This is a genomic window from Rossellomorea sp. DUT-2, assembly GCF_052665285.1.
Window position 1 is genome coordinate 363,922 of record NZ_JBQPEO010000004.1, and the last position, 18,752, is coordinate 382,673.

The following is an 18,752-nucleotide window of genomic DNA, read 5'->3' on the forward strand; positions in this document are numbered from 1 at the left end:
ATTCTAGAAAAATGAATAGTGGATTAAAAACGTATTACTAAGTTGATTGGAGTGGAAGGTGCTCAACTCACGCCCCGCGGAAAGCGAGCACCTGTAGCGGAAATCAACCACTACTAGCTGAGTATCATGGATAATAAACACACCCATGGAAATAATCTAATAAATATTCACTCGAACTTATAATTTTCCACAGGTACGCTATTAATTGGCAGTATAATGGCGGAATTTTGTGAAAACTTAAAGGTAACCCCTTGAGGTTAGGGTGAAAAGGATGAATTTAAGAAAAAATGACCCTATACTGGTTTTGTCTTGTGAACGAGGGGGTAGTATAGTTGTAAAGTAATTAAAAACCTGAAAGGAATGATTCGTTATCGACTCTCTTGAGAGTATCTCGTACACAAGTGAAATGGAAAAGGCAATGCATGGAGCCCATGGGATTGGTTATGAGGTGTACAAACGAAAGCATGAAGTCAGAATGCAAGTAGAGAAAAGAAGAGAGCAGGACTATAAGGAAAGCAGACGAATGATTGCGGCATTTGATCGTAAGGTGCACGCTAATATATAATAAGGAAGAAAAAAGAAAACCAGTGTAGACGTTGCACTGGTTTTTTTATGCGTTAATAACCAAAGGAAAAAGCGGACGATCGGATTGATTTCAATTTCCATCAGTGTCGTTATGTTCTTCATGACGGTGACTGGAGATTGTATCCCTACATTTTTCCTTTATTTTAGGTCAACAATAGAAAAGGGTTATCTAGTCAAGTTTACACTATCGGTATAGTTGAAAAAGTTGATAATAGCTTTTATTTGTTATAAGATTGTAATGAGAATAAATTGAGAATGATTAAAGAATTTAATTCTTAAATTCATTATAAAGTCACGGAGGTAAATATACATGGCAGGTTCTACTTTAACAATTAAAGATCTTCATGTTGAGATTGAAGGGAAGGAAATCCTGAAAGGGGTTAACCTTGAAATTAAAGGTGGAGAAATCCACGCAGTAATGGGACCGAATGGTACAGGTAAATCTACTTTATCTTCTGCTATTATGGGTCATCCAAAGTATGAAGTGACAAAGGGAAGCATTCACTTCGACGGTGAAGATGTGCTTGAAATGGAAGTGGATGAGCGCGCTCGCGTAGGTCTATTCCTTGCAATGCAGTATCCAAGTGAAATCAATGGTGTAACGAATGCAGACTTCTTACGTTCAGCAATCAATAGCCGTCGCGAAGAAGGCGAAGAAATTTCTCTTATGAAATTCATCCGCAAAATGGATTCTGAAATGGAATACCTTGAAATGGATCCGGATATGGCACAGCGTTACTTAAACGAAGGATTCTCCGGTGGAGAGAAGAAACGTAATGAAATCCTTCAATTAATGATGTTACAACCTAAGATTGCCATCCTTGACGAGATTGACTCTGGTCTTGATATCGATGCCCTTAAGGTTGTATCAAAAGGAATCAATAAAATGCGCGGTGAGGATTTCGGTTGCTTGATCATCACTCACTATCAGCGTCTTCTTAACTACATCACTCCTGATCATGTTCACGTTATGATGCAAGGACGCATTGTGAAATCAGGCGGGAAAGAATTGGCACAACGCCTTGAAGCAGAAGGATATGACTGGATTAAAGAAGAGTTAGGAATCAAAGACGAAACTGTTGGCCAAGAAGCGTAAGTGTTAGGGGGATGAAAATGACTGTAGAAACGAAACTACCAGTAGATCAGGACTATGTCAGCTCCTACTCAAAACAACTTGGAGAGCCGGAATGGTTAACAACCCTTCGTACAGATGCCTTTGATAAAGTAAAGGATCTAAGCCTTCCAGTTGCTGATAAAACGAAAATCACGAATTGGAATTTTACTCAATTCCAGAAGCATACAGTGGAAAGTGATACGTTCTCATCATTGAGTGAGTTGCCGGATGAAGCAAAAGAATTAGTTGATTTAGAAAGCAGTGACCAAAGTCTTTATATTCAACGAAATAACACACCTGCTTTTCTTTCTCTTTCAAACGAATTAAAAGACAATGGTGTTATTTTTACGGATATTTTCACAGCTGTAAAAGATCACAGTGAACTTGTACAGAAGTACTTCATGACTGAAGGTGTGAAAACGGATGAGCATAAGCTTACAGCCCTTCATGCCGCGTTGATGAATGGAGGAGTTTTCCTTTACATTCCAAAAAATGTGGAATTGACTCAACCGATTCAAGCGGTATACCTTCATGACAATAGTGAAGTAGCGATGTTCAACCACGTATTAGTAGTGGCTGAAGACAACAGCTCTGTAACGTATGTTGAAAACTACATTTCTACAACAAATGTGGAAAACGGCGTATACAACATCGTTACGGAAGTTTTGGCAAACAATAATGCTAAAGTGGAATACGGTGCTGTGGATAATTTAACAAGCGGATTAACAACGTATGTCAACCGCCGTGGAATTGCCCAAAGAGATGCTCGAATCGAGTGGGCTCTTGGATTAATGAACGATGGAGACACCGTTTCAGAAAACGTGACAAATCTTATGGGTGATGGCTCATATGGTGACACAAAAACCGTTGTCGTTGGGCGCGGAAAACAGAAACAAAACTTCACGACGAAGGTTGTTCACTTTGGTAAAAACTCTGAAGGATACATCCTTAAGCATGGAGTGATGAAAGATGAAGCATCTTCCATCTTCAATGGTATCGGTAAGATTGAACACGGTGCGTCTAAGTCGAATGCAGAGCAGGAATCTCGCGTATTGATGCTTAGTGAAAAAGCACGTGGAGATGCGAATCCTATCCTTCTTATCGATGAAGATGACGTAACGGCAGGACATGCTGCTTCTGTAGGTCGAGTGGATCCGCTGCAACTTTATTACCTAATGAGTCGTGGAATCCCACAGCATGAAGCGGAACGTCTGGTTATTCATGGCTTCTTGGCTCCTGTGGTAAAACAATTACCGATTGAAGGAGTTAAGAAACAACTTGTTGAGGTCATCGAAAGGAAAGTAAACTAATGGATGTAAAAGAGATTCGTAAACAATTTCCGATTCTCAACCAGGAAGTAAATGGCCATCCACTTGTTTATCTTGACAGTGCCGCAACATCGCAAAAACCGGTTTCCGTTATCGAAGCGATGAATGACTATTATCGTGGATATAACTCAAATGTTCACCGGGGAGTGCATACTCTTGGGACGAGAGCGACAGATGGATATGAAGGTGCCCGTGAAAAGGTCCGCAATTTCATTAACGCTTCCTCTACTCAAGAAGTGATCTTTACCCGTGGAACGACAACAGCAATCAATACAGTTGCAGCAAGCTATGGTCGTGCCAATCTGTCCGAGGGTGACGAAATTGTGATCACTCACATGGAGCATCACAGTAATATCATACCTTGGCAACAGTTAGCCAAAGAGACCGGAGCGGCGTTGAAATATGTTCCCCTTCAAGAGGATGGAACGATTTCGATTGAAGATGTCCGAGCGACTGTCACATCACAAACGAAAATTGTTTCGATCATGATGGTCTCAAACGTGCTTGGTACAATGAATCCAATCAAGGAAATCACCAGGATTGCTCATGAAAATGGGGCAGTCATGGTCGTTGACGGGGCACAGGCTGCTCCACATATGAAAGTCGACGTACAAGATCTTGACTGTGATTTCTTTGCCTTCTCAGGTCATAAAATGGTAGGTCCTACAGGGATCGGAGTACTTTACGGTAAGAAAAAACACCTGAACAAAATGGAACCGGTAGAATTCGGTGGGGAAATGATCGACTTTGTCGGGCTTCAGGAATCCACTTGGAAAGAGCTACCGTGGAAGTTTGAAGGCGGTACACCTATCATTGCAGGTGCCATTGGACTTGGAGCTGCAATTGATTTCCTTGAAGAAGTAGGACTTCATAACATTGAAGAACATGAACATAAGCTTGCAGCTTATGCATTGGAGAAAATGAATGAAGTCGAAGGTATGAAAATTTTCGGACCAAGTGATCCCGGAATGCGCGCAGGTCTTGTTACGTTTAACATTGATGATGTTCATCCGCATGATGTGGCAACCGTCCTTGATGCTGAAGGGATTGCCGTTCGAGCGGGTCATCACTGTGCACAACCGCTGATGAAGTGGTTGAACGTATCCGCAACAGCACGTGCCAGCTTCTACCTCTATAATACGGAAGAAGATATTGATAAACTTGTTGCAGGCCTATTGAAGACAAAGGAGTTTTTCAGCGATGTCTTTTAATAATTTAGATCAGTTATATCGACAAGTCATCATGGATCATTATAAGAATCCACGAAACAAAGGTTCTTTAGAGGATGGAAGCTTTACCATCGATATGAATAACCCTACTTGTGGAGATCGCATACACCTTACTTTAAAGGTGGAAGATGGAATCGTTCAGGATGCGAAGTTTGACGGAGAAGGCTGTTCCATCTCCATGGCTTCTGCTTCGATGATGACCCAGGCGGTTAAAGGGAAAGAGATTGAGAAAGCATTGAAGCTTTCCAAGATCTTCTCTGATATGATGCAAGGCAATGACTATGACGACGATGTGGATTTAGGAGATATAGAAGCATTACAAGGAGTCGCTAAATTCCCGGCCCGTATCAAATGTGCGACGCTGGCTTGGAAAGCGATGGAAAAAGGAGTCCAAGAAGAAGAGCAGGAATAAGCTCTTCTCCTACTCTATTTAAGAATGGAGGAATCAACATGGCAAAGAAGATGCCTGAGATCGGAGACTATAAATACGGTTTTAGTGATAAAGACGTATCGATTTTCCGTTCTAAACGTGGTTTGACACGAGAGATCGTTGAAGAAATTTCTCGTATGAAAGATGAGCCTAAGTGGATGCTTGATTTCCGTTTGAAGTCACTGGAGCATTTTTATAATATGTCTATGCCTCAATGGGGCGGAGACATGCAAGAACTGAACTTTGATGAGATCACTTACTATGTGAAGCCTTCTGAAAAGTCAGAGCGCAGCTGGGATGAAGTACCTGAAGAAATCAAGCAGACGTTTGATAAATTAGGTATTCCGGAAGCAGAGCAAAAGTATCTTGCTGGGGTTTCTGCTCAATATGAGTCAGAAGTTGTATACCACAACATGCAATCAGACCTTGAAGATATGGGGATCGTATTCAAAGATACAGATTCTGCTTTAAAAGAAAATGAAGAACTTTTCCGCGAGCACTGGGCGAAGGTTATTCCTCCGACGGATAACAAGTTTGCTGCCCTTAACTCAGCGGTTTGGTCAGGTGGATCTTTCATCTATGTTCCTAAAGGAATCAAGGTGGATACACCACTTCAAGCATATTTCCGTATCAACTCAGAGAACATGGGTCAATTCGAGCGTACGTTGATCATCGTGGATGAAGGCGCAAGTGTTCACTATGTTGAGGGTTGTACAGCACCGGTTTACACAACGAATTCACTTCACTCTGCAGTGGTTGAAATCATTATCAAGAAAGATGCGTACTGCCGTTATACGACGATTCAAAACTGGGCGAACAACGTGTTCAACCTCGTTACGAAACGTGCTGTATGTGAAGCAAACGCAACCATGGAATGGGTAGATGGAAACATCGGTTCTAAATTAACGATGAAATACCCTGCGGTCATCCTTAAAGGGGAAGGCGCACGTGGTATGACACTATCCATTGCACTCGCAGGTAAAGGCCAGCACCAGGATGCCGGAGCGAAAATGATTCACCTGGCTCCAAACACATCTTCTACGATCGTTTCTAAATCCATCTCCAAGCATGGTGGTAAAGTAACTTATCGTGGGATTGTACACTTTGGCCGCAAAGCGGAAGGCGCACGTTCAAACATTGAGTGTGATACGCTGATCATGGATAACCAATCAACTTCCGATACGATCCCTTACAACGAAATTCTTAACGATAACATTTCGTTAGAACACGAAGCGAAGGTATCAAAAGTATCCGAAGAACAATTATTCTATCTTATGAGCCGTGGAATTTCAGAGGAAGAAGCAACAGAAATGATCGTAATGGGCTTCATCGAGCCATTCACGAAAGAACTTCCAATGGAATACGCAGTCGAAATGAACCGCCTGATCAAGTTCGAAATGGAAGGTTCAATCGGATAATTCAAACCTTTTTAACACAGGGGTTTATGGACGTATAAATAGTAAAGATAAGGAGTCGTGCCTATTACGTGCCGACTCCTTATCTTTTTGTGTATTCAGCAAACTTCTTTAATTCATCTACTTCAATCTTCTCTGTAATATCTAGATACTCGGTAAGGTGAGAGTGGTTTGCTAACATTGAGGATATTAACGGAGGCTTCTCATGAGTTCGCTGAACTTTTGGGAAGCTTCTTTTTTCATTTCTTGAGTTACGTGGAGATATACATTTTTCGTAATTTGATCATCAGTATGCCCGAGCCGATCCATGATTTGTTACCGTCACAGCAAGAAGCGGTGTATGTGTATGGCGTAAAAATTGCTGCGTTAACTCAGGGATCTAGCCAGCAATTTTAAGTACCCTTGCCATTCTGTTTTGTGCGGTCTTGATGACAATGAGATCGGTATCAACAAATTAGTATGCAGTATGACATGACTGAAAAGAAATCAACAGAAGAAGTGCTAAGTAAGACCGAGAAGTTATCAATGATTGGTGAATTGAGTGAGAGGATGTTCGTGAAAGGGAACATTATCGCAGGTGATTTTGATTCGACTAACAATGAATTTTCCTTACAGTAAGTTAAGAATTTCGAAACAGAGTCAGCCCTTAATGAAGACAGTTAAATAATATTTATCATTATTTAAAAAAACATCAGCTTGAAGAGGATGGACAAATTATTACTTTATACGATCAAATGCTTATACGCTTAGCACTCAATGAAGTTAACCAGTTAATGGTTAATTTAGAGAAAGTAATGTCCTTGTATCACTGATACATATAAGAGTTTTTTGTACGAACTAAAGAAGCAGACCCCACTGGATCTGCTTCGTTTTATGAAGGATTTGTTGACCATAATCCAGCTGTTTTAACGAATACTCTTGGATTAAATTTTAAACTAGCCACGACTAATTCTGCAAGGTCTTCTGGGTGCATCACGTTTTCTTCGTTGCCTTTAACAAGATTTGTATCAATGGCTAAATCTGTAACCACCGTACTTGGTGTTAAAGCAGTAACACGGACATTATGTTTTCTTACTTCTAGCATAAGTGATTCTGTTAGCCCTAAAACAGCGAATTTAGAAGCACTGTAAGCACTTGTAACTGGAGCACCTTTTTGGCCAGCAGATGAAGATATATTGATAATATCACCTGATTTTCTCTCAATCATACCTGGTAACACTGCTCTTGTTACATTATACACGCCCATTAAATTAACTTGGATGATTTTCTCCCATTCTTCAGGTGTTAGGTCAAGGAAGCCACCAAATTTTGCAACACCTGCATTGTTGATTAGGATATCGATTGGACCCAAGTTAGATGTGATATGTTCAACAGCCTGTGAAACGGATTCAAGATCGGTCACATCTGCTGTTGCAGCAGAAACCTTTACATCATATTGTGCAAGTTCAGAAGCAACGTTTTCAAGATTAGACATATTTAAGCCAATTAGTCCTAAATGAACGCCTTCTTTTGCTAAGGCGATAGCAGTAGCGCGTCCAATGCCTCTTCCTGCGCCAGTAACTATTGCAGTTTTTCCATTTAAAGAAATCATTTTATCACTCCTAAAATTATTACAAATTGAAGTAGTTCTTTCTAACAGAAAGACCGCAACTTTCCATGGAAACAGCTTGCGGTCTTTTCTATTTAGAACTCGAGGAATCATATATTTATTCTAAGTTGGCGTGTTTACCGTACATTTTATTGGTATCCAAGCCTTTTTTCTCCATGAACCGAAGAATCACAGCGTCGTAAAATAATAAAAGTGTTTGCTCAAATAATGAGCCCATTGGTTGAATCGTCTTAAAATCACTCTCCGACTGATCTTTAGGTGAGCCAGGCAACTTAATTGTGATATCCGCTAATTGTCCAATAGCGGACTCAGGGAAAATGGTTACAGCTGCAATCGTCCCACCGATGCTTTTTGCCTTCTCAGCCATGGAAACTAAACCTTTCGTTTCTCCTGAACCTGATCCAATGATTAAGATGTCATCTTTTTCAAAGGTAGGGGTTACTGTTTCTCCAATCACATAGGCATCTATCCCCATGTGCATCATTCGCATGGCGAATGATTTGGCCATAAATCCAGATCTACCTGCGCCTGCAACAAAGATTTTTTTTGATTCAAGAATCCCATTAACTAATTTTTCAGCTTCATCATTCGAAATTAAATCTACGGAGCGATTTAACTCTTTTATGATTTCAGCTAGATATTGGGTTGTATTCATGATCTGAATTACCCCTGATTAATCATTTGTTGCATCTTGGCAGCAGCAGCTTTTTTATCAGCTTGGCCAGTAATCCCGCCACCTACAATGACAAGGTCTGGTTGTACTTTGATGACTTCTGGAAGTGTGTCTAACTTAATACCACCTGCGATTGCAGTTTTAGCATTTTTTACAACACCTTTGATGGTTTGTAAATCTTCAAAAGAGTTCTTTCCAACTGCTTGAAGATCGTAGCCAGTATGAACACAAATATAATCCACGCCCAAAGCGTCCACTTCTTTTGCACGTTCAGCAAGATCTTTAACAGCAATCATATCAACAAGGATTTTTTTACCTTGTTTTTTCGCTTCTTCAACAGCACCTTTGATTGACATATCTTCAGCAGTTCCAAGAATTGTCACGATATCTGCACCTGCTTCAGAAGCTTTCATTACTTCATAACCAGCTGCATCCATGATTTTTAGGTCTGCTAATACCTTTAAGGTAGGGAATGCTTTTTTAACTGCTTTTACAGCATGTAGACCTTCATTGATTACAACCGGTGTACCGATTTCAACGATATCAATGTGCTCCTCCACTTCTTTAACTAACTCTATTGCTTCTGGGATATTAACTAAATCTAATGCTAATTGTAATTCCATCTATATTCACTCCTATAATGTTTTTATTGTTGTACAGTGATAATTTCTCCAAAGTGTAATAATACTTTTACAGTAATATATTCCTTATAGTGCTTTATCTGTACTGCGGGCAATAAGGAATATAATGGCCTCTCACTGAACAATTGCAAGTATACAACGTATAATCCGATAATAAAAGTACGCACTTTTATTTTACATAGTGTTAAAAAGTATACTATAAGACAAACCGCTTATTAGTCTTACTATTAACTTTAAAAGAAACAATGCGCTGCGCTATTTTGTATGGCTTATTTTCTGTATAAGTTGATCGATAATTGCCCAAATTGTCATTGTTGATGTTGTTTATATATTGTAAGTTGATCCTAATGCAATTATGGAGGCGTCTTATGTTTGTGAGACATCCCGTTTAGATAATCCGCTTATTACGCCAAAAGCTTCAACACATAAAGAATACTGTACTCAACAAATTAATATCACTTTTTATTTTTGGCCAGGGAGAGGATGCTCACCCTGGCTTTTTAATTTATTTAGCCCAAAATAGATGAGTTTATTTCCTATAGTATACATTTTGTCAGTATGTTATTTTTTTATTACTATTTAAATAAAAAGTGCGTACTTTCATTTTAAAAATGTAGGTATTATACTTACATCTTGTTGCAACATTGGATTCACGAATACTGTGGTTATTGATCAGTCATCTGATCTTCCGCATTCAATTTCCTACATTGAAAGGGTGAATAGTATGTTCGGGTGCAAAGCATCACAAAGCTTATTCAAGATGCCTAACTCTCACATCGAATAATGGTTATTGTCCAAAATGTGTTCATTCGCATTTTAGGAACATCATTATTACGATCCAAGCAGGTTCAAATAAAAATATGGCTAAGCCACGGATTGGCTATCAAGAGTTATAGTAGTTTTTTAGAAAGGTATAAGTGAAATTTTAATTTTGGAGGTATGTAAAATGGAGGCAATGACATTTGTCTTATTTGGGGCGACAGGGGACTTAGCAAAAAGAAAAATCTTCCCGGCACTATATAATTTATTTTTGGATAAAAAATTACCTTTGCCCATCTCAATTATTGGGGTGGGCAGAGGAGATTTATCAGATACTGATTTCCAAAACCTTGTGAAAGATTCTTTAAAAACATTTTCTACACGATCACTACATGACGATTCAAACCTTGAAGTGTTTATCCGTTCCTTTCGGTATAGCCATGTAGATGCTTTCAAGGCTGAAGGATATAAAGGATTGCTTGAACTCGTTAAACAACGTGAAGAAGAATTGAATATTCCAGAAAATCGTATGTTCTACCTATCTGTTGCTCCAGAGCTTTTTAATGTGATTGCTTTCAACATTAAAGAGAGTGGTCTAGCATCTACTAAAGGTTGGAAACGTCTAATTATCGAAAAACCGTTTGGACATGACTTGAAATCAGCTCAAGAATTAAACGATAAACTAAGTAAAGCTTTTAATGAAGAAGAAATTTTTCGCATCGACCATTATCTTGGAAAGCCGATGATACAAAACCTGGAAGCGTTAGGATTTGCAAATCCAGTTCTTCAAGCATTATGGAACAACCAATACATTGCAAATGTGCAAATTACTGCAAGCGAAACAGTTGGGGTTGAAGAAAGAGCTGATTATTATGATAAAGCTGGGGCTATTCGCGACATGTTTCAAAATCATATGCTGCAAATGTTGATGATGACAGCAATGCAGCTCCCAAAACAAATTAGTGCAGAAGAGATCCGAAATGAAAAGAGAAAAGTAATAGAATCACTTCGTCCATTAAAGAAAGAGGATGTGGTGAATCATGTGATTCGAGGTCAATATGGTCCTGGTAAAATCCAAGGTAAACCAGTTGTTGGGTATAAAGGAGAACCTGAAGTTGCTACTTCTTCATTAAATGACACATTTGTGGCTGCCCGTCTATATGTAGATGATGATTTTTGGAGAGGGGTTCCTTTCTATATCCGTACAGGAAAAAGAATGACAGAGAAATCCACCCGAATTGTGATTGAATTCAAAAATACTATAAAGGATTTGTATAGGACTCAAGAAGAAGAAACTGCTCCAAATCTTTTAGTGATTGAAATCAATCCAAAAGAAAGTGTTTCATTACAATTAAATAGTAAAAACCCATTAAACAATGGAAAAATCGAACCAGTCAATGTTGATTTTTCTGCTAAGCAAGCAGATGTTCCTGAAGCATATGAGCTTTTAATTTACGATGCAATGCGTGGCGACTCAACATTCTTTGCACACTGGAAAGAAGTGAAGTTGTCTTGGAAGTGGGTACAGCCTATCTTAGAGGCTTTTGAGGAAAATACAATTCCCCTTCAATTATATCCATCCGGGTCAATGGGACCAGAAGCTTCCCGCCAATTATTGGAAGAAGAAGGGTATAAATGGTGGTAGTAATAAAAGATGAGCAATATTTTTAGATTATTAAGGAGGAAATGAATATGAAAGTTGGATTAATTGGTTTAGGAAAAATGGGATTAAACTTAGGTCAAAATGTAATTGATAACAAGCACGAAGTAGTAGCTTACGATGTAAATAGAAGTGCCGTTGAAGAAATGAAGAAATACGGTGCTCAAGGTACATCTGATTTAAAAGAACTTGTTGAATCATTAGAAAAACCAAGAGTTGTATGGATTATGGTTCCGCATGCTGTGGTAGATTCAGTAATTAATGAAATGGCACCATTACTAGGCACTGGAGATATCATAATTGAAGCTGGAAATTCTCACTATAAGGAATCCATTCGCCGATATAACCAGCTAAAGGAAGTAGGAATTCACTTTATGGATGCCGGTACATCTGGTGGAATGGAAGGTGCTCGTAATGGAGCATGTTATATGATTGGCGGAGACCCTGAAGCCTGGAGCATCGTGGAACCTATTTTCAAGGATACAGCTGTCGAAAACGGATATATCTATGCTGGTAAAGCAGGGAGCGGTCATTTCTTAAAAATGGTTCACAATGGAATTGAATACGGTATGATGGCAGCGATTGGTGAAGGATTCGAGGTATTAGAAAAAAGCAAGTTCGATTTTGACTACGAAAAAGTAGCTAGAGTGTGGAATAACGGCTCAGTTATTCGTTCATGGCTCATGGAGTTGACTGAACGTTCATTTTCAAAAGATGCAAAGCTAGATGAAATTAAAGGGATTATGCACTCTTCTGGTGAAGGGAAATGGACAGTTGAAACAGCTTTAGATTTACAAGCAGCCACTCCTGTTATCGCAATGTCGCTTTTGATGCGTTACCGTTCATTAGACAGCGATACTTTTACAGGTAAAGTGGTAGCTGCATTAAGAAACGAATTTGGTGGACATGTTGTTGAAAAAAACTAACAGAATTACATCTGTCATATTTAATAGAAAAAAGTCAATAAAAATAGGTGAAGAAAAATAGCTCATTATATGTGAAATGGTGATGAAAACAATGAATATGATGGTAGAAAAGGATGTGAAGTTCATGAATGTATTGGATGCAAAAATGATAAATACTCAGTATGGTATAGAAACTTATCTAGATCTATTGAAAAATGTTGAAGTAAAAGACATTCAATATGTTACAGAGACACCTTCTTTTTACGAAATCACTATTGGTGTAGAGTATTTTCGGTTAAGGAATGAAAATTATTATAATAGTGAAAAGAGATATTTTAAGATGCGTATGAATTCTAATTTAAATGCTATTACTATAATAGAAACAAAAAGAGAAAGTTTATTTGCTGTGAAAAATGAATTTGAAAGATCTGCAACAAAGGAACTGATTGGAGAGTGGCTAATAAAAAGCAATGCTTTCAGAAAAGTTCTTAATGATTTGATAGATATTAAAAAATTGGAAAACGTTAAAACGGAGAAAAATATAAAAGGAACAATAAGGTTCCTGGAGAAATTACTTGAAATCACAACAGAAGACATTTTAAGTGCTCGTGTTGAGAGATCTCACTAGCTTCCAAAATAACCATTAAAATGATAGAAAATTTATTTGGGGTATGTTTTTTAAAAAAGTTAAATAGGGAATCTCAAACGGTATGAATTACCTATTTAACTTCTGCTTCTATTTCTGTAATGCATCTTCCGTTGAATAGCAGAATAGAGAATTATATGTTCACTGCTAATACATTATGTATGGAAGGATATTACAAGTACAGACTTTTATTTTATATAGTGAAAAAAGTATACTATGGGCTATAATAAATATGGAGGTGATGATAAATGTCACGAATGCAGGAAAAGATGTTTAATTGTGAAAAAGAATTAACTCTTTCCGTTATCGGTGGTAAATGGAAGATGCTTATACTATGGCATCTAGGGAAAGAGGGAACGAAGCGATTTGGTGAATTGAAAGCTCTTATGCCAGGGATCACGCAGAGAATGCTAGTTAATCAATTGCGAGAACTGGAAGAAGACTTGATTGTAAAACGCGAAGTCTATCCCGTGGTTCCTCCAAAAGTAGAATACTCCCTTACTGAACAAGGGAGAAGTTTAATGCCGATTCTCGATGCTATGTATAATTGGGGAAAAGATTATATGGAAACTGCTGGGTTGAATCCTTTAGTAAAATAAGAGTCGATTAGGTGAATTTTAACTGGTAATTTAAGGTTGACTCCAGCCAAGGGGGTCAACCTCTTTTCATGATAATTTAATAATTATTTTTTGTTCTTTTTTTGATAATGATACTCAATGGGGTTGAGTCTGGCGGAAATTGGCGAAGAATTTGAGGCATTAAAAAAGTAAATTCAATTTCTATTACTAAAAATCGGCATAAAAGTAACTTACCATTTCATTGACTTTCGAACTGTATTAATTAGTAGTACAGTACAGGTGCCAAGAAGAAGTGAAATTTAATGAATAGTGAATTTACGATAGCCGTTCATAAATTCTTGTTTAACATTTCTATTAATGGATAAATTAGTTTAGGATTAATAGTGATGAACCGTATCATAGTAGATGAAGATTTTATTCTATACAAAGAAATAAAGGGACACCTAGACCGCACTATGTCTAGGTGTCCCTTTATTGTGTCCTAAAGATATATCCGAGGTCTATAAAATTGCTGTTAAGAAATTTTTTCCTTTAAAAGGGCTTCATTCAAGTTAGTTTCATTGTTAGGGTCACTTGATTCGGATTTATAAAAATCTTGTTTATCCAAGAATACAGTGGCTAATGTACCCCCAACCAGACCCCAGAATGGCGCTCCGATATGGAGGATAGAGATTCCGGAGATTGTGATAATAAAGGAAAATAGGGCGCCTGATTAGGAGTATTATCCTGTCTATTAGCTCTATTTTCTCCAATGGCTTCGCAAATTCCACATGTCATTCCTGCCTCATTAATTCAATTACTAGGTGGAGTCGCCATGATTAGTGTACTGGTTGACTCTTTGAAAATGAGTTTAATTTCCAAAGCTTTTGTCGGTTGGAAATTTGTCAAATGGATTTGTGCCCAAGGGATTGCTATGTTAGAGACCCATGGCTATCGTCCACCGATCAATGCCATGACCAATTGGAGCGGAATCGGTACCATTATAAATGCTTTTTTTGGGGGACACCCAGTCCTAATACAATGGCAGCGACATACCTATGTTCAATCTTTATTGTGCATCTTTAATTCTTTCTAAGGTGGTAGATATTCGTGAGAAAAATCCTGGTCTTACTTTCAAAGTATGGGAAGGGGAAACGATCCATCTCATAAAAATGTTATCAAAACGCCAGATTGAGATTGCAATAACAAATAGTCCAATAACAGAAAAAAGTATCTCTCAAATGCCCTTGGAAAGGGATCCATATGTGCTTGTTTTACCTGAAAAATGGACATAGACTGGATCAGAACAATGCAGGTTAGAGGAAATTATCGATTTACCATTGATTCTTCTGCGGCCAAACTATGGTTTAGGTGCTTATGGACAAATTGTCAATGAATTTCAACGGTTAGATTTAGAACCTAATATACTGTGCGAATGTCAGGATTTAATAATGTTACTTGGTCTCGTTTCATCGGGGTTTGGTGCGACGATCTTACCGCTCTCGTTATTATCCCTCCATTCATTGGGAGGATTGAGAGTCATTCAGCTAAAGGAACAGACCTTAATATCTGAACCCAAAGTAATTTGGAGGAAGAATAGTTACTTATCAAAAGCAGCAAAAGAATTTTTAAAACTTTTTTAGACACCAAAATTATTTACTTAAAAGTAAAAGAGTTCAACGATGAAAAACGGAAAATAAAACAAGTAAATCTTTGTGTTTATGAAATATAATTCTGGTTTCCGAATTCCAATTAAACCTTTTTGATAATAATATTCTTCTCTATGGACACGATAAGAGAAACGAAACTTTATAGATTGGTGGCCGTGAGAATGAAGGTATTATCTATGATTCAGCCTTGGGCAAGTCTTTTTGTCCTACGAGAGAATGAATTTGAAACAAGGTCATGGAAAACAACCTATCGCGGACCGCTTGCCATTCATACAAGTAAAAAAATAGATAAGGATGTCTGCAGGCATGTGGCCATCCGTTCGCTGCTCGGTAAGCATGGATATACAGAAGAGACACTTCCGACCGGAATGATCATTGCTGTAGGCAGGCTTGAAAATTGTCTGGAAATAACTGAAAAAAACCAGACCTCAGCAGTCCTGGAAAATGGACAAATCGTATCAGGAAATGATTATTTTTTAGGAGACTTTAATGTGGGAGGATATGCGTGGGAGGTTCAAGACATAAAGATCTTGAATGAACGTATCTCAGCAAAAGGCCAGCTTGGACTATGGGAAACTGATTTATTATGAAAGGCGATGGAGGTAAGCAGGATTTCACTTGTACATAGGAATTACAGATTAATTTTTATACTGAGGTGACTTTATTTCATCCTTTTGTATTTATCATATGTTCCCAAACCATGAACATCTTAAAACACCACTTCTCTTTTTAATACAATAAAAAACCTCATTTAGATTCGTTACGGTAAACCATATCATAAGTAAAAGAAAGTTTCTTTGTTTAATTAAAGCCGGCTGCGATCAGCAGCCGGCTTTATATTTATATCAAATTGCAATTATCGGATCACCAATTTATCGCTCTCTGTAAACAGGTCTTTAAACAAAACCTTCCAGGACAATTTTACCAATCGCCCTGTTACTCTCCAAAAATTTGTGGGCTTGACGGAGATTTTCTGCTGAGATCGGTCCAAGGACTTCGGCCAGTGTTGTCTTTAATTTTTGATGGTCCACAGCATCAGCAATATGATTAAGCAATAGATGCTGCTCAATCATATCATCTGTTTCGTAAACAGGGCGAGTAAACATAAACTCCCACACGAAGGTGACGCTTTTTTGCTTAAGCAATTTGAGGTCCAGCGGAGAGGCTGGATCATCAATTGCGCACACAACTCCTTGCGGAGAAATAGCTTCGCTAATACCGGCCCAGTGTTTTTCCAAAGCATTCAGGCAAAAAATATACGGAACGTTTGTAAATCCAATTGCTTGAAGTTGTGGAAGGAGCGGGTCATGGTGATTAATGGTGTAGTCCGCGCCCATTGATTTAACCCAGCTAACAGTTTCCGATCGGGAAGCAGTCCCGATTACAGTAAGCCCCGCTTGTTTTGCAAGCTGAGTGGCAATGGAACCTACACCCCCGGCTGCACCAATGATCAGCAGAGCCTTTCCTTGGTTAGGGCCCTGATCTTGGGAAATAGCCATTCGGGTAAATAACGCTTCCCAAGCTGTAATGGAGGTTAGGGGAAGAGCTGCGGCTTCCACAAAACTTAAGGAAACAGGTTTGCGCCCAACGATTCGTTCATCGACCAGATGGTATTCACTGTTTCCGCCTTGTCGTGCAATACTGCCAGCATAAAAAACTTCATCTCCCGGACGAAACAATGAACAGTCCGGTCCTGTCTCTTCGACGACTCCTGCTACATCCCAACCTAGAATCTTAGGAACTTCCTCAACTTTTTCCTTAGGAGCTCGTACCTTTGTATCAACAGGATTGACCGATATGGCCGCAACTTTGACCAAAATGTCACGACCCGTTGCTTTTGGTTTTTCTACAACTACGTCCACCAAGCTTTGGGGATTTTCAATTGGAAGGTAACGAGTTAATCCTACCGCCTTCATAGTATTCATGATGAACCACATCCTTTCCTTATCAGTATACCCGTTATTAGTAATAGCTTAAAATAATTACTATTAGCCCTATAGTTTCTAAGCGTCAGTGATATTTACCAAAAATGATTAATAAAATGGATTGAAAATACCTTTGTTTAGTCGTGTTGGACCCTTCGAACATTTTAATTTTTTCATGATTGGTAGAAAAAAAGCACCTTCCATACAGTTAAGTGAAGGTGCTTCTTTTCTAATAGGTTTTGTAAAGCAACATTGTAAATGTAAGCTTATGCTTAATTGTTTAATTCCGAAATATCCATTTCTTTTATGATTTCTGCTATCCGATTTTTCCCCCATTCATACATCATTTCAACGATACGAAGTAAAGTCATCCCCAATTCAGTCATGGAATATTCCACTTTCGGTGGAACTTCTGGATAAACCTCGCGATGAACTATTCCATCTTCCATCAGTTCTCTTAATTGATTCGTTAATATTTTATGAGATATTTTTGGAAAAAGCCTTTGGAGATCACTGAATCGATGTGGTCCTTCTACCCCTAAATGCCATAAAATAACAATTTTCCATTTACCACTTATAATTGATAAGGTAAGTTCTTTTTCACAATTATAATCACCATTTATGATCTTTTCTTTAACTTCATCTCTAAATGTATCTGGCATACATTCTTACCTCCTTATTTGTATCAATTGTAACCTGTCGGTAACCTACTTACAAAAAAGTGCATTCTTCACAGTGAAGAAAACAAGCAGTAGAATGAAATGGTCGTCTTACCGGCAACTTTTTTTCAATAATGAGGAGGATCACAAGTGAGTAAAAAAGCACTTTTAATTATACCCCCAGAACGTTTCAATGAAGACGAATTATTCCATCCAAAAGCGGAATTGGAAAGCAACGGAATTGAAGTGACAATTGCAAGTACAAAAACAGGTGAAATCATAGGGGATTATGAAGGTAAAGCAACTGCTGAGGTCATTTTCACAGACGTTTTTGCTTCTGACTATGATGTTGTATCTGTTATTGGTGGATCTGGTACGAACGATCATCTATGGGAAAATAAAGAATTACAAGACTACTTGAAACAAGCATATACTAATAAAGTTCTTGTAACAGGAATTTGTGCAGGTGCGGTTACTGTAGCTAAAACGGGTTTACTTACTGGAAGAGAAGCAACTTGCTATCCAGTAGATGTACAAAAAGACCAATTAAAAGCGAATAAAGTAACATATGTTGAAAAACATGTTGTTGCTCATGATGATATTATCACTGGTGATGGTCCAGATGGCGCTAAAGAATTTGGAGAAGCTTTAGTAAAAGCATTAAACTAATTCCACATTTCCTCCCTGAATTTTCATATAATCGAAAGCCTACGGAATTAATTCTGTAGGCTTTCGGCTATCCAAATGTAAGATCTTGCAGACCTTGCATCAAATAGAGAAGTGTATAAGCTGAAAATAATGGAATAAGTTTAAAGATGGAGTGGCGGAACCGTCGAAAAAACCTGTTATTTGCAGGCTTTTTAGTGGTCTATTTTAAGATGGGAGCTTTTCACAGTATCTCCTTCAAAACAAATCATTTGATTTGGAAGGACCAGATGGCTAATATA

Annotated in this window: 20 protein-coding genes and 1 pseudogene; 16 read left to right on the plus strand and 5 right to left on the minus strand. The window is 38.2% G+C overall.

The window, feature by feature from the left end:
- The first annotated feature begins 406 nt into the window (after positions 1–406).
- The 8 genes from ACOSV2_RS17045 (at position 407) to ACOSV2_RS17080 (ending at position 6,719) form a co-directional block, all read left to right on the plus strand.
- Positions 407–565: a hypothetical protein gene (locus ACOSV2_RS17045; RefSeq protein ID WP_181778084.1), complete on the plus strand. Its 159-nt coding sequence runs from the start codon at positions 407–409 to the stop codon at positions 563–565.
- A gap of 330 nt (positions 566–895) precedes the next feature.
- Positions 896–1,681, plus strand: a complete 786-nt coding sequence (gene sufC / locus ACOSV2_RS17050; protein WP_064092886.1) for a Fe-S cluster assembly ATPase SufC — start codon at positions 896–898, stop codon at positions 1,679–1,681.
- A gap of 17 nt (positions 1,682–1,698) precedes the next feature.
- Positions 1,699–3,009 carry a Fe-S cluster assembly protein SufD gene (gene sufD, locus ACOSV2_RS17055; protein ID WP_428976174.1) on the plus strand — a complete coding sequence of 437 codons (1,311 nt, stop codon included), beginning with the start codon at positions 1,699–1,701 and terminating at the stop codon, positions 3,007–3,009.
- On the plus strand, positions 3,009–4,238 hold the full coding sequence (locus tag ACOSV2_RS17060) for a cysteine desulfurase (protein WP_428976175.1): 1,230 nt from the start codon (positions 3,009–3,011) through the stop codon (positions 4,236–4,238). The genes sufD and ACOSV2_RS17060 overlap by 1 nt, the downstream gene beginning before the upstream one ends.
- Positions 4,228–4,668, plus strand: a complete 441-nt coding sequence (gene sufU / locus ACOSV2_RS17065; RefSeq protein ID WP_149156675.1) for a Fe-S cluster assembly sulfur transfer protein SufU — start codon at positions 4,228–4,230, stop codon at positions 4,666–4,668. The genes ACOSV2_RS17060 and sufU overlap by 11 nt, the downstream gene beginning before the upstream one ends.
- Before the next feature lie 38 nt (positions 4,669–4,706).
- The gene (gene sufB / locus ACOSV2_RS17070; RefSeq protein ID WP_113969016.1) at positions 4,707–6,104 is read left to right on the plus strand and encodes a Fe-S cluster assembly protein SufB; all 1,398 of its coding nucleotides are present in this window, start codon (positions 4,707–4,709) and stop codon (positions 6,102–6,104) included.
- 168 nt (positions 6,105–6,272) lie between these two features.
- Positions 6,273–6,497, plus strand: a complete 225-nt coding sequence (locus ACOSV2_RS17075; RefSeq protein WP_428976176.1) for a hypothetical protein — start codon at positions 6,273–6,275, stop codon at positions 6,495–6,497.
- 75 nt (positions 6,498–6,572) lie between these two features.
- Positions 6,573–6,719 (plus strand): hypothetical protein, encoded by a 147-nt coding sequence (locus ACOSV2_RS17080; RefSeq protein WP_428976177.1) that lies wholly within the window; start codon positions 6,573–6,575, stop codon positions 6,717–6,719.
- Between the two features lie 253 nt (positions 6,720–6,972).
- Here ACOSV2_RS17080 and ACOSV2_RS17085 read toward each other — a convergent pair whose 3' ends face one another.
- From ACOSV2_RS17085 to hxlA, 3 genes are all read right to left on the minus strand, one after another.
- The gene (locus ACOSV2_RS17085; protein ID WP_148970814.1) at positions 6,973–7,692 is read right to left on the minus strand and encodes a 3-ketoacyl-ACP reductase; all 720 of its coding nucleotides are present in this window, start codon (positions 7,690–7,692) and stop codon (positions 6,973–6,975) included.
- Positions 7,693–7,807: 115 nt separating this feature from the next.
- Positions 7,808–8,365, minus strand: coding sequence for a 6-phospho-3-hexuloisomerase (gene hxlB / locus ACOSV2_RS17090; protein WP_428976178.1), 558 nt, complete (start codon positions 8,363–8,365; stop codon positions 7,808–7,810).
- An 8-nt stretch (positions 8,366–8,373) separates the two neighbouring features.
- On the minus strand, positions 8,374–9,006 hold the full coding sequence (hxlA, locus tag ACOSV2_RS17095; RefSeq protein ID WP_224522020.1) for a 3-hexulose-6-phosphate synthase: 633 nt from the start codon (positions 9,004–9,006) through the stop codon (positions 8,374–8,376).
- 964 nt (positions 9,007–9,970) lie between these two features.
- On the opposite strand from hxlA, the gene zwf reads away from it, so the two are divergent.
- From zwf to ACOSV2_RS17130, 7 genes and pseudogenes are all read left to right on the plus strand, one after another.
- On the plus strand, positions 9,971–11,428 hold the full coding sequence (gene zwf / locus ACOSV2_RS17100; protein WP_428976179.1) for a glucose-6-phosphate dehydrogenase: 1,458 nt from the start codon (positions 9,971–9,973) through the stop codon (positions 11,426–11,428).
- Positions 11,429–11,475: 47 nt separating this feature from the next.
- The gene (gnd, locus tag ACOSV2_RS17105) at positions 11,476–12,369 is read left to right on the plus strand and encodes a phosphogluconate dehydrogenase (NAD(+)-dependent, decarboxylating) (RefSeq protein WP_428976180.1); all 894 of its coding nucleotides are present in this window, start codon (positions 11,476–11,478) and stop codon (positions 12,367–12,369) included.
- A gap of 124 nt (positions 12,370–12,493) precedes the next feature.
- Positions 12,494–12,976, plus strand: coding sequence for a hypothetical protein (locus ACOSV2_RS17110; RefSeq protein WP_428976181.1), 483 nt, complete (start codon positions 12,494–12,496; stop codon positions 12,974–12,976).
- A gap of 266 nt (positions 12,977–13,242) precedes the next feature.
- On the plus strand, positions 13,243–13,593 hold the full coding sequence (locus tag ACOSV2_RS17115) for a winged helix-turn-helix transcriptional regulator (protein ID WP_148970808.1): 351 nt from the start codon (positions 13,243–13,245) through the stop codon (positions 13,591–13,593).
- A 793-nt stretch (positions 13,594–14,386) separates the two neighbouring features.
- A complete protein-coding gene (locus tag ACOSV2_RS17120) occupies positions 14,387–14,647 on the plus strand; it encodes a hypothetical protein (protein WP_428976182.1) in 261 nt (86 codons plus the stop codon).
- Positions 14,610–15,194 (plus strand): annotated as a pseudogene (locus ACOSV2_RS17125) (LysR family transcriptional regulator substrate-binding protein). Before ACOSV2_RS17120 ends, ACOSV2_RS17125 begins: the two are co-directional and overlap by 38 nt.
- 188 nt (positions 15,195–15,382) lie before the next feature.
- Positions 15,383–15,811: a 2-oxoglutarate dehydrogenase E1 gene (locus tag ACOSV2_RS17130; RefSeq protein WP_428976183.1), complete on the plus strand. Its 429-nt coding sequence runs from the start codon at positions 15,383–15,385 to the stop codon at positions 15,809–15,811.
- Between the two features lie 306 nt (positions 15,812–16,117).
- On the opposite strand, the gene ACOSV2_RS17135 is transcribed toward ACOSV2_RS17130, so the two are convergent.
- Both ACOSV2_RS17135 and ACOSV2_RS17140 read right to left on the minus strand, forming a co-directional pair.
- The gene (locus tag ACOSV2_RS17135) at positions 16,118–17,146 is read right to left on the minus strand and encodes a zinc-binding alcohol dehydrogenase family protein (protein WP_428976184.1); all 1,029 of its coding nucleotides are present in this window, start codon (positions 17,144–17,146) and stop codon (positions 16,118–16,120) included.
- Between the two features lie 272 nt (positions 17,147–17,418).
- Entirely contained in the window at positions 17,419–17,808 is a 390-nt protein-coding gene (locus tag ACOSV2_RS17140) for a winged helix-turn-helix transcriptional regulator (RefSeq protein ID WP_428976185.1), read from the minus strand.
- Positions 17,809–17,955: 147 nt separating this feature from the next.
- On the opposite strand from ACOSV2_RS17140, the gene ACOSV2_RS17145 reads away from it, so the two are divergent.
- Complete coding sequence (locus ACOSV2_RS17145) at positions 17,956–18,474, plus strand: DJ-1/PfpI family protein (RefSeq protein WP_428976186.1); 519 nt, start codon at positions 17,956–17,958, stop codon at positions 18,472–18,474.
- Positions 18,475–18,752: the final 278 nt, after the last annotated feature.

Coding starts and splice junctions, on each gene's coding strand:
- ACOSV2_RS17110 (WP_428976181.1), top strand. CDS start 12,494: ATGAATGTATTGGATGCAAAAATGATAAATACTCAGTATGGTATAGAA.
- ACOSV2_RS17115 (WP_148970808.1), top strand. CDS start 13,243: ATGTCACGAATGCAGGAAAAGATGTTTAATTGTGAAAAAGAATTAACT.
- ACOSV2_RS17120 (WP_428976182.1), top strand. CDS start 14,387: ATGATTAGTGTACTGGTTGACTCTTTGAAAATGAGTTTAATTTCCAAA.
- ACOSV2_RS17130 (WP_428976183.1), top strand. CDS start 15,383: ATGAAGGTATTATCTATGATTCAGCCTTGGGCAAGTCTTTTTGTCCTA.
- gnd (WP_428976180.1), top strand. CDS start 11,476: ATGAAAGTTGGATTAATTGGTTTAGGAAAAATGGGATTAAACTTAGGT.
- sufB (WP_113969016.1), top strand. CDS start 4,707: ATGGCAAAGAAGATGCCTGAGATCGGAGACTATAAATACGGTTTTAGT.
- hxlB (WP_428976178.1), bottom strand. CDS start 8,365: ATGAATACAACCCAATATCTAGCTGAAATCATAAAAGAGTTAAATCGC.
- hxlA (WP_224522020.1), bottom strand. CDS start 9,006: ATGGAATTACAATTAGCATTAGATTTAGTTAATATCCCAGAAGCAATA.
- ACOSV2_RS17045 (WP_181778084.1), top strand. CDS start 407: ATGGAAAAGGCAATGCATGGAGCCCATGGGATTGGTTATGAGGTGTAC.
- ACOSV2_RS17140 (WP_428976185.1), bottom strand. CDS start 17,808: ATGCCAGATACATTTAGAGATGAAGTTAAAGAAAAGATCATAAATGGT.
- ACOSV2_RS17135 (WP_428976184.1), bottom strand. CDS start 17,146: ATGAATACTATGAAGGCGGTAGGATTAACTCGTTACCTTCCAATTGAA.
- sufU (WP_149156675.1), top strand. CDS start 4,228: ATGTCTTTTAATAATTTAGATCAGTTATATCGACAAGTCATCATGGAT.
- ACOSV2_RS17085 (WP_148970814.1), bottom strand. CDS start 7,692: ATGATTTCTTTAAATGGAAAAACTGCAATAGTTACTGGCGCAGGAAGA.
- sufD (WP_428976174.1), top strand. CDS start 1,699: ATGACTGTAGAAACGAAACTACCAGTAGATCAGGACTATGTCAGCTCC.
- zwf (WP_428976179.1), top strand. CDS start 9,971: ATGGAGGCAATGACATTTGTCTTATTTGGGGCGACAGGGGACTTAGCA.
- sufC (WP_064092886.1), top strand. CDS start 896: ATGGCAGGTTCTACTTTAACAATTAAAGATCTTCATGTTGAGATTGAA.
- ACOSV2_RS17060 (WP_428976175.1), top strand. CDS start 3,009: ATGGATGTAAAAGAGATTCGTAAACAATTTCCGATTCTCAACCAGGAA.
- ACOSV2_RS17080 (WP_428976177.1), top strand. CDS start 6,573: ATGACTGAAAAGAAATCAACAGAAGAAGTGCTAAGTAAGACCGAGAAG.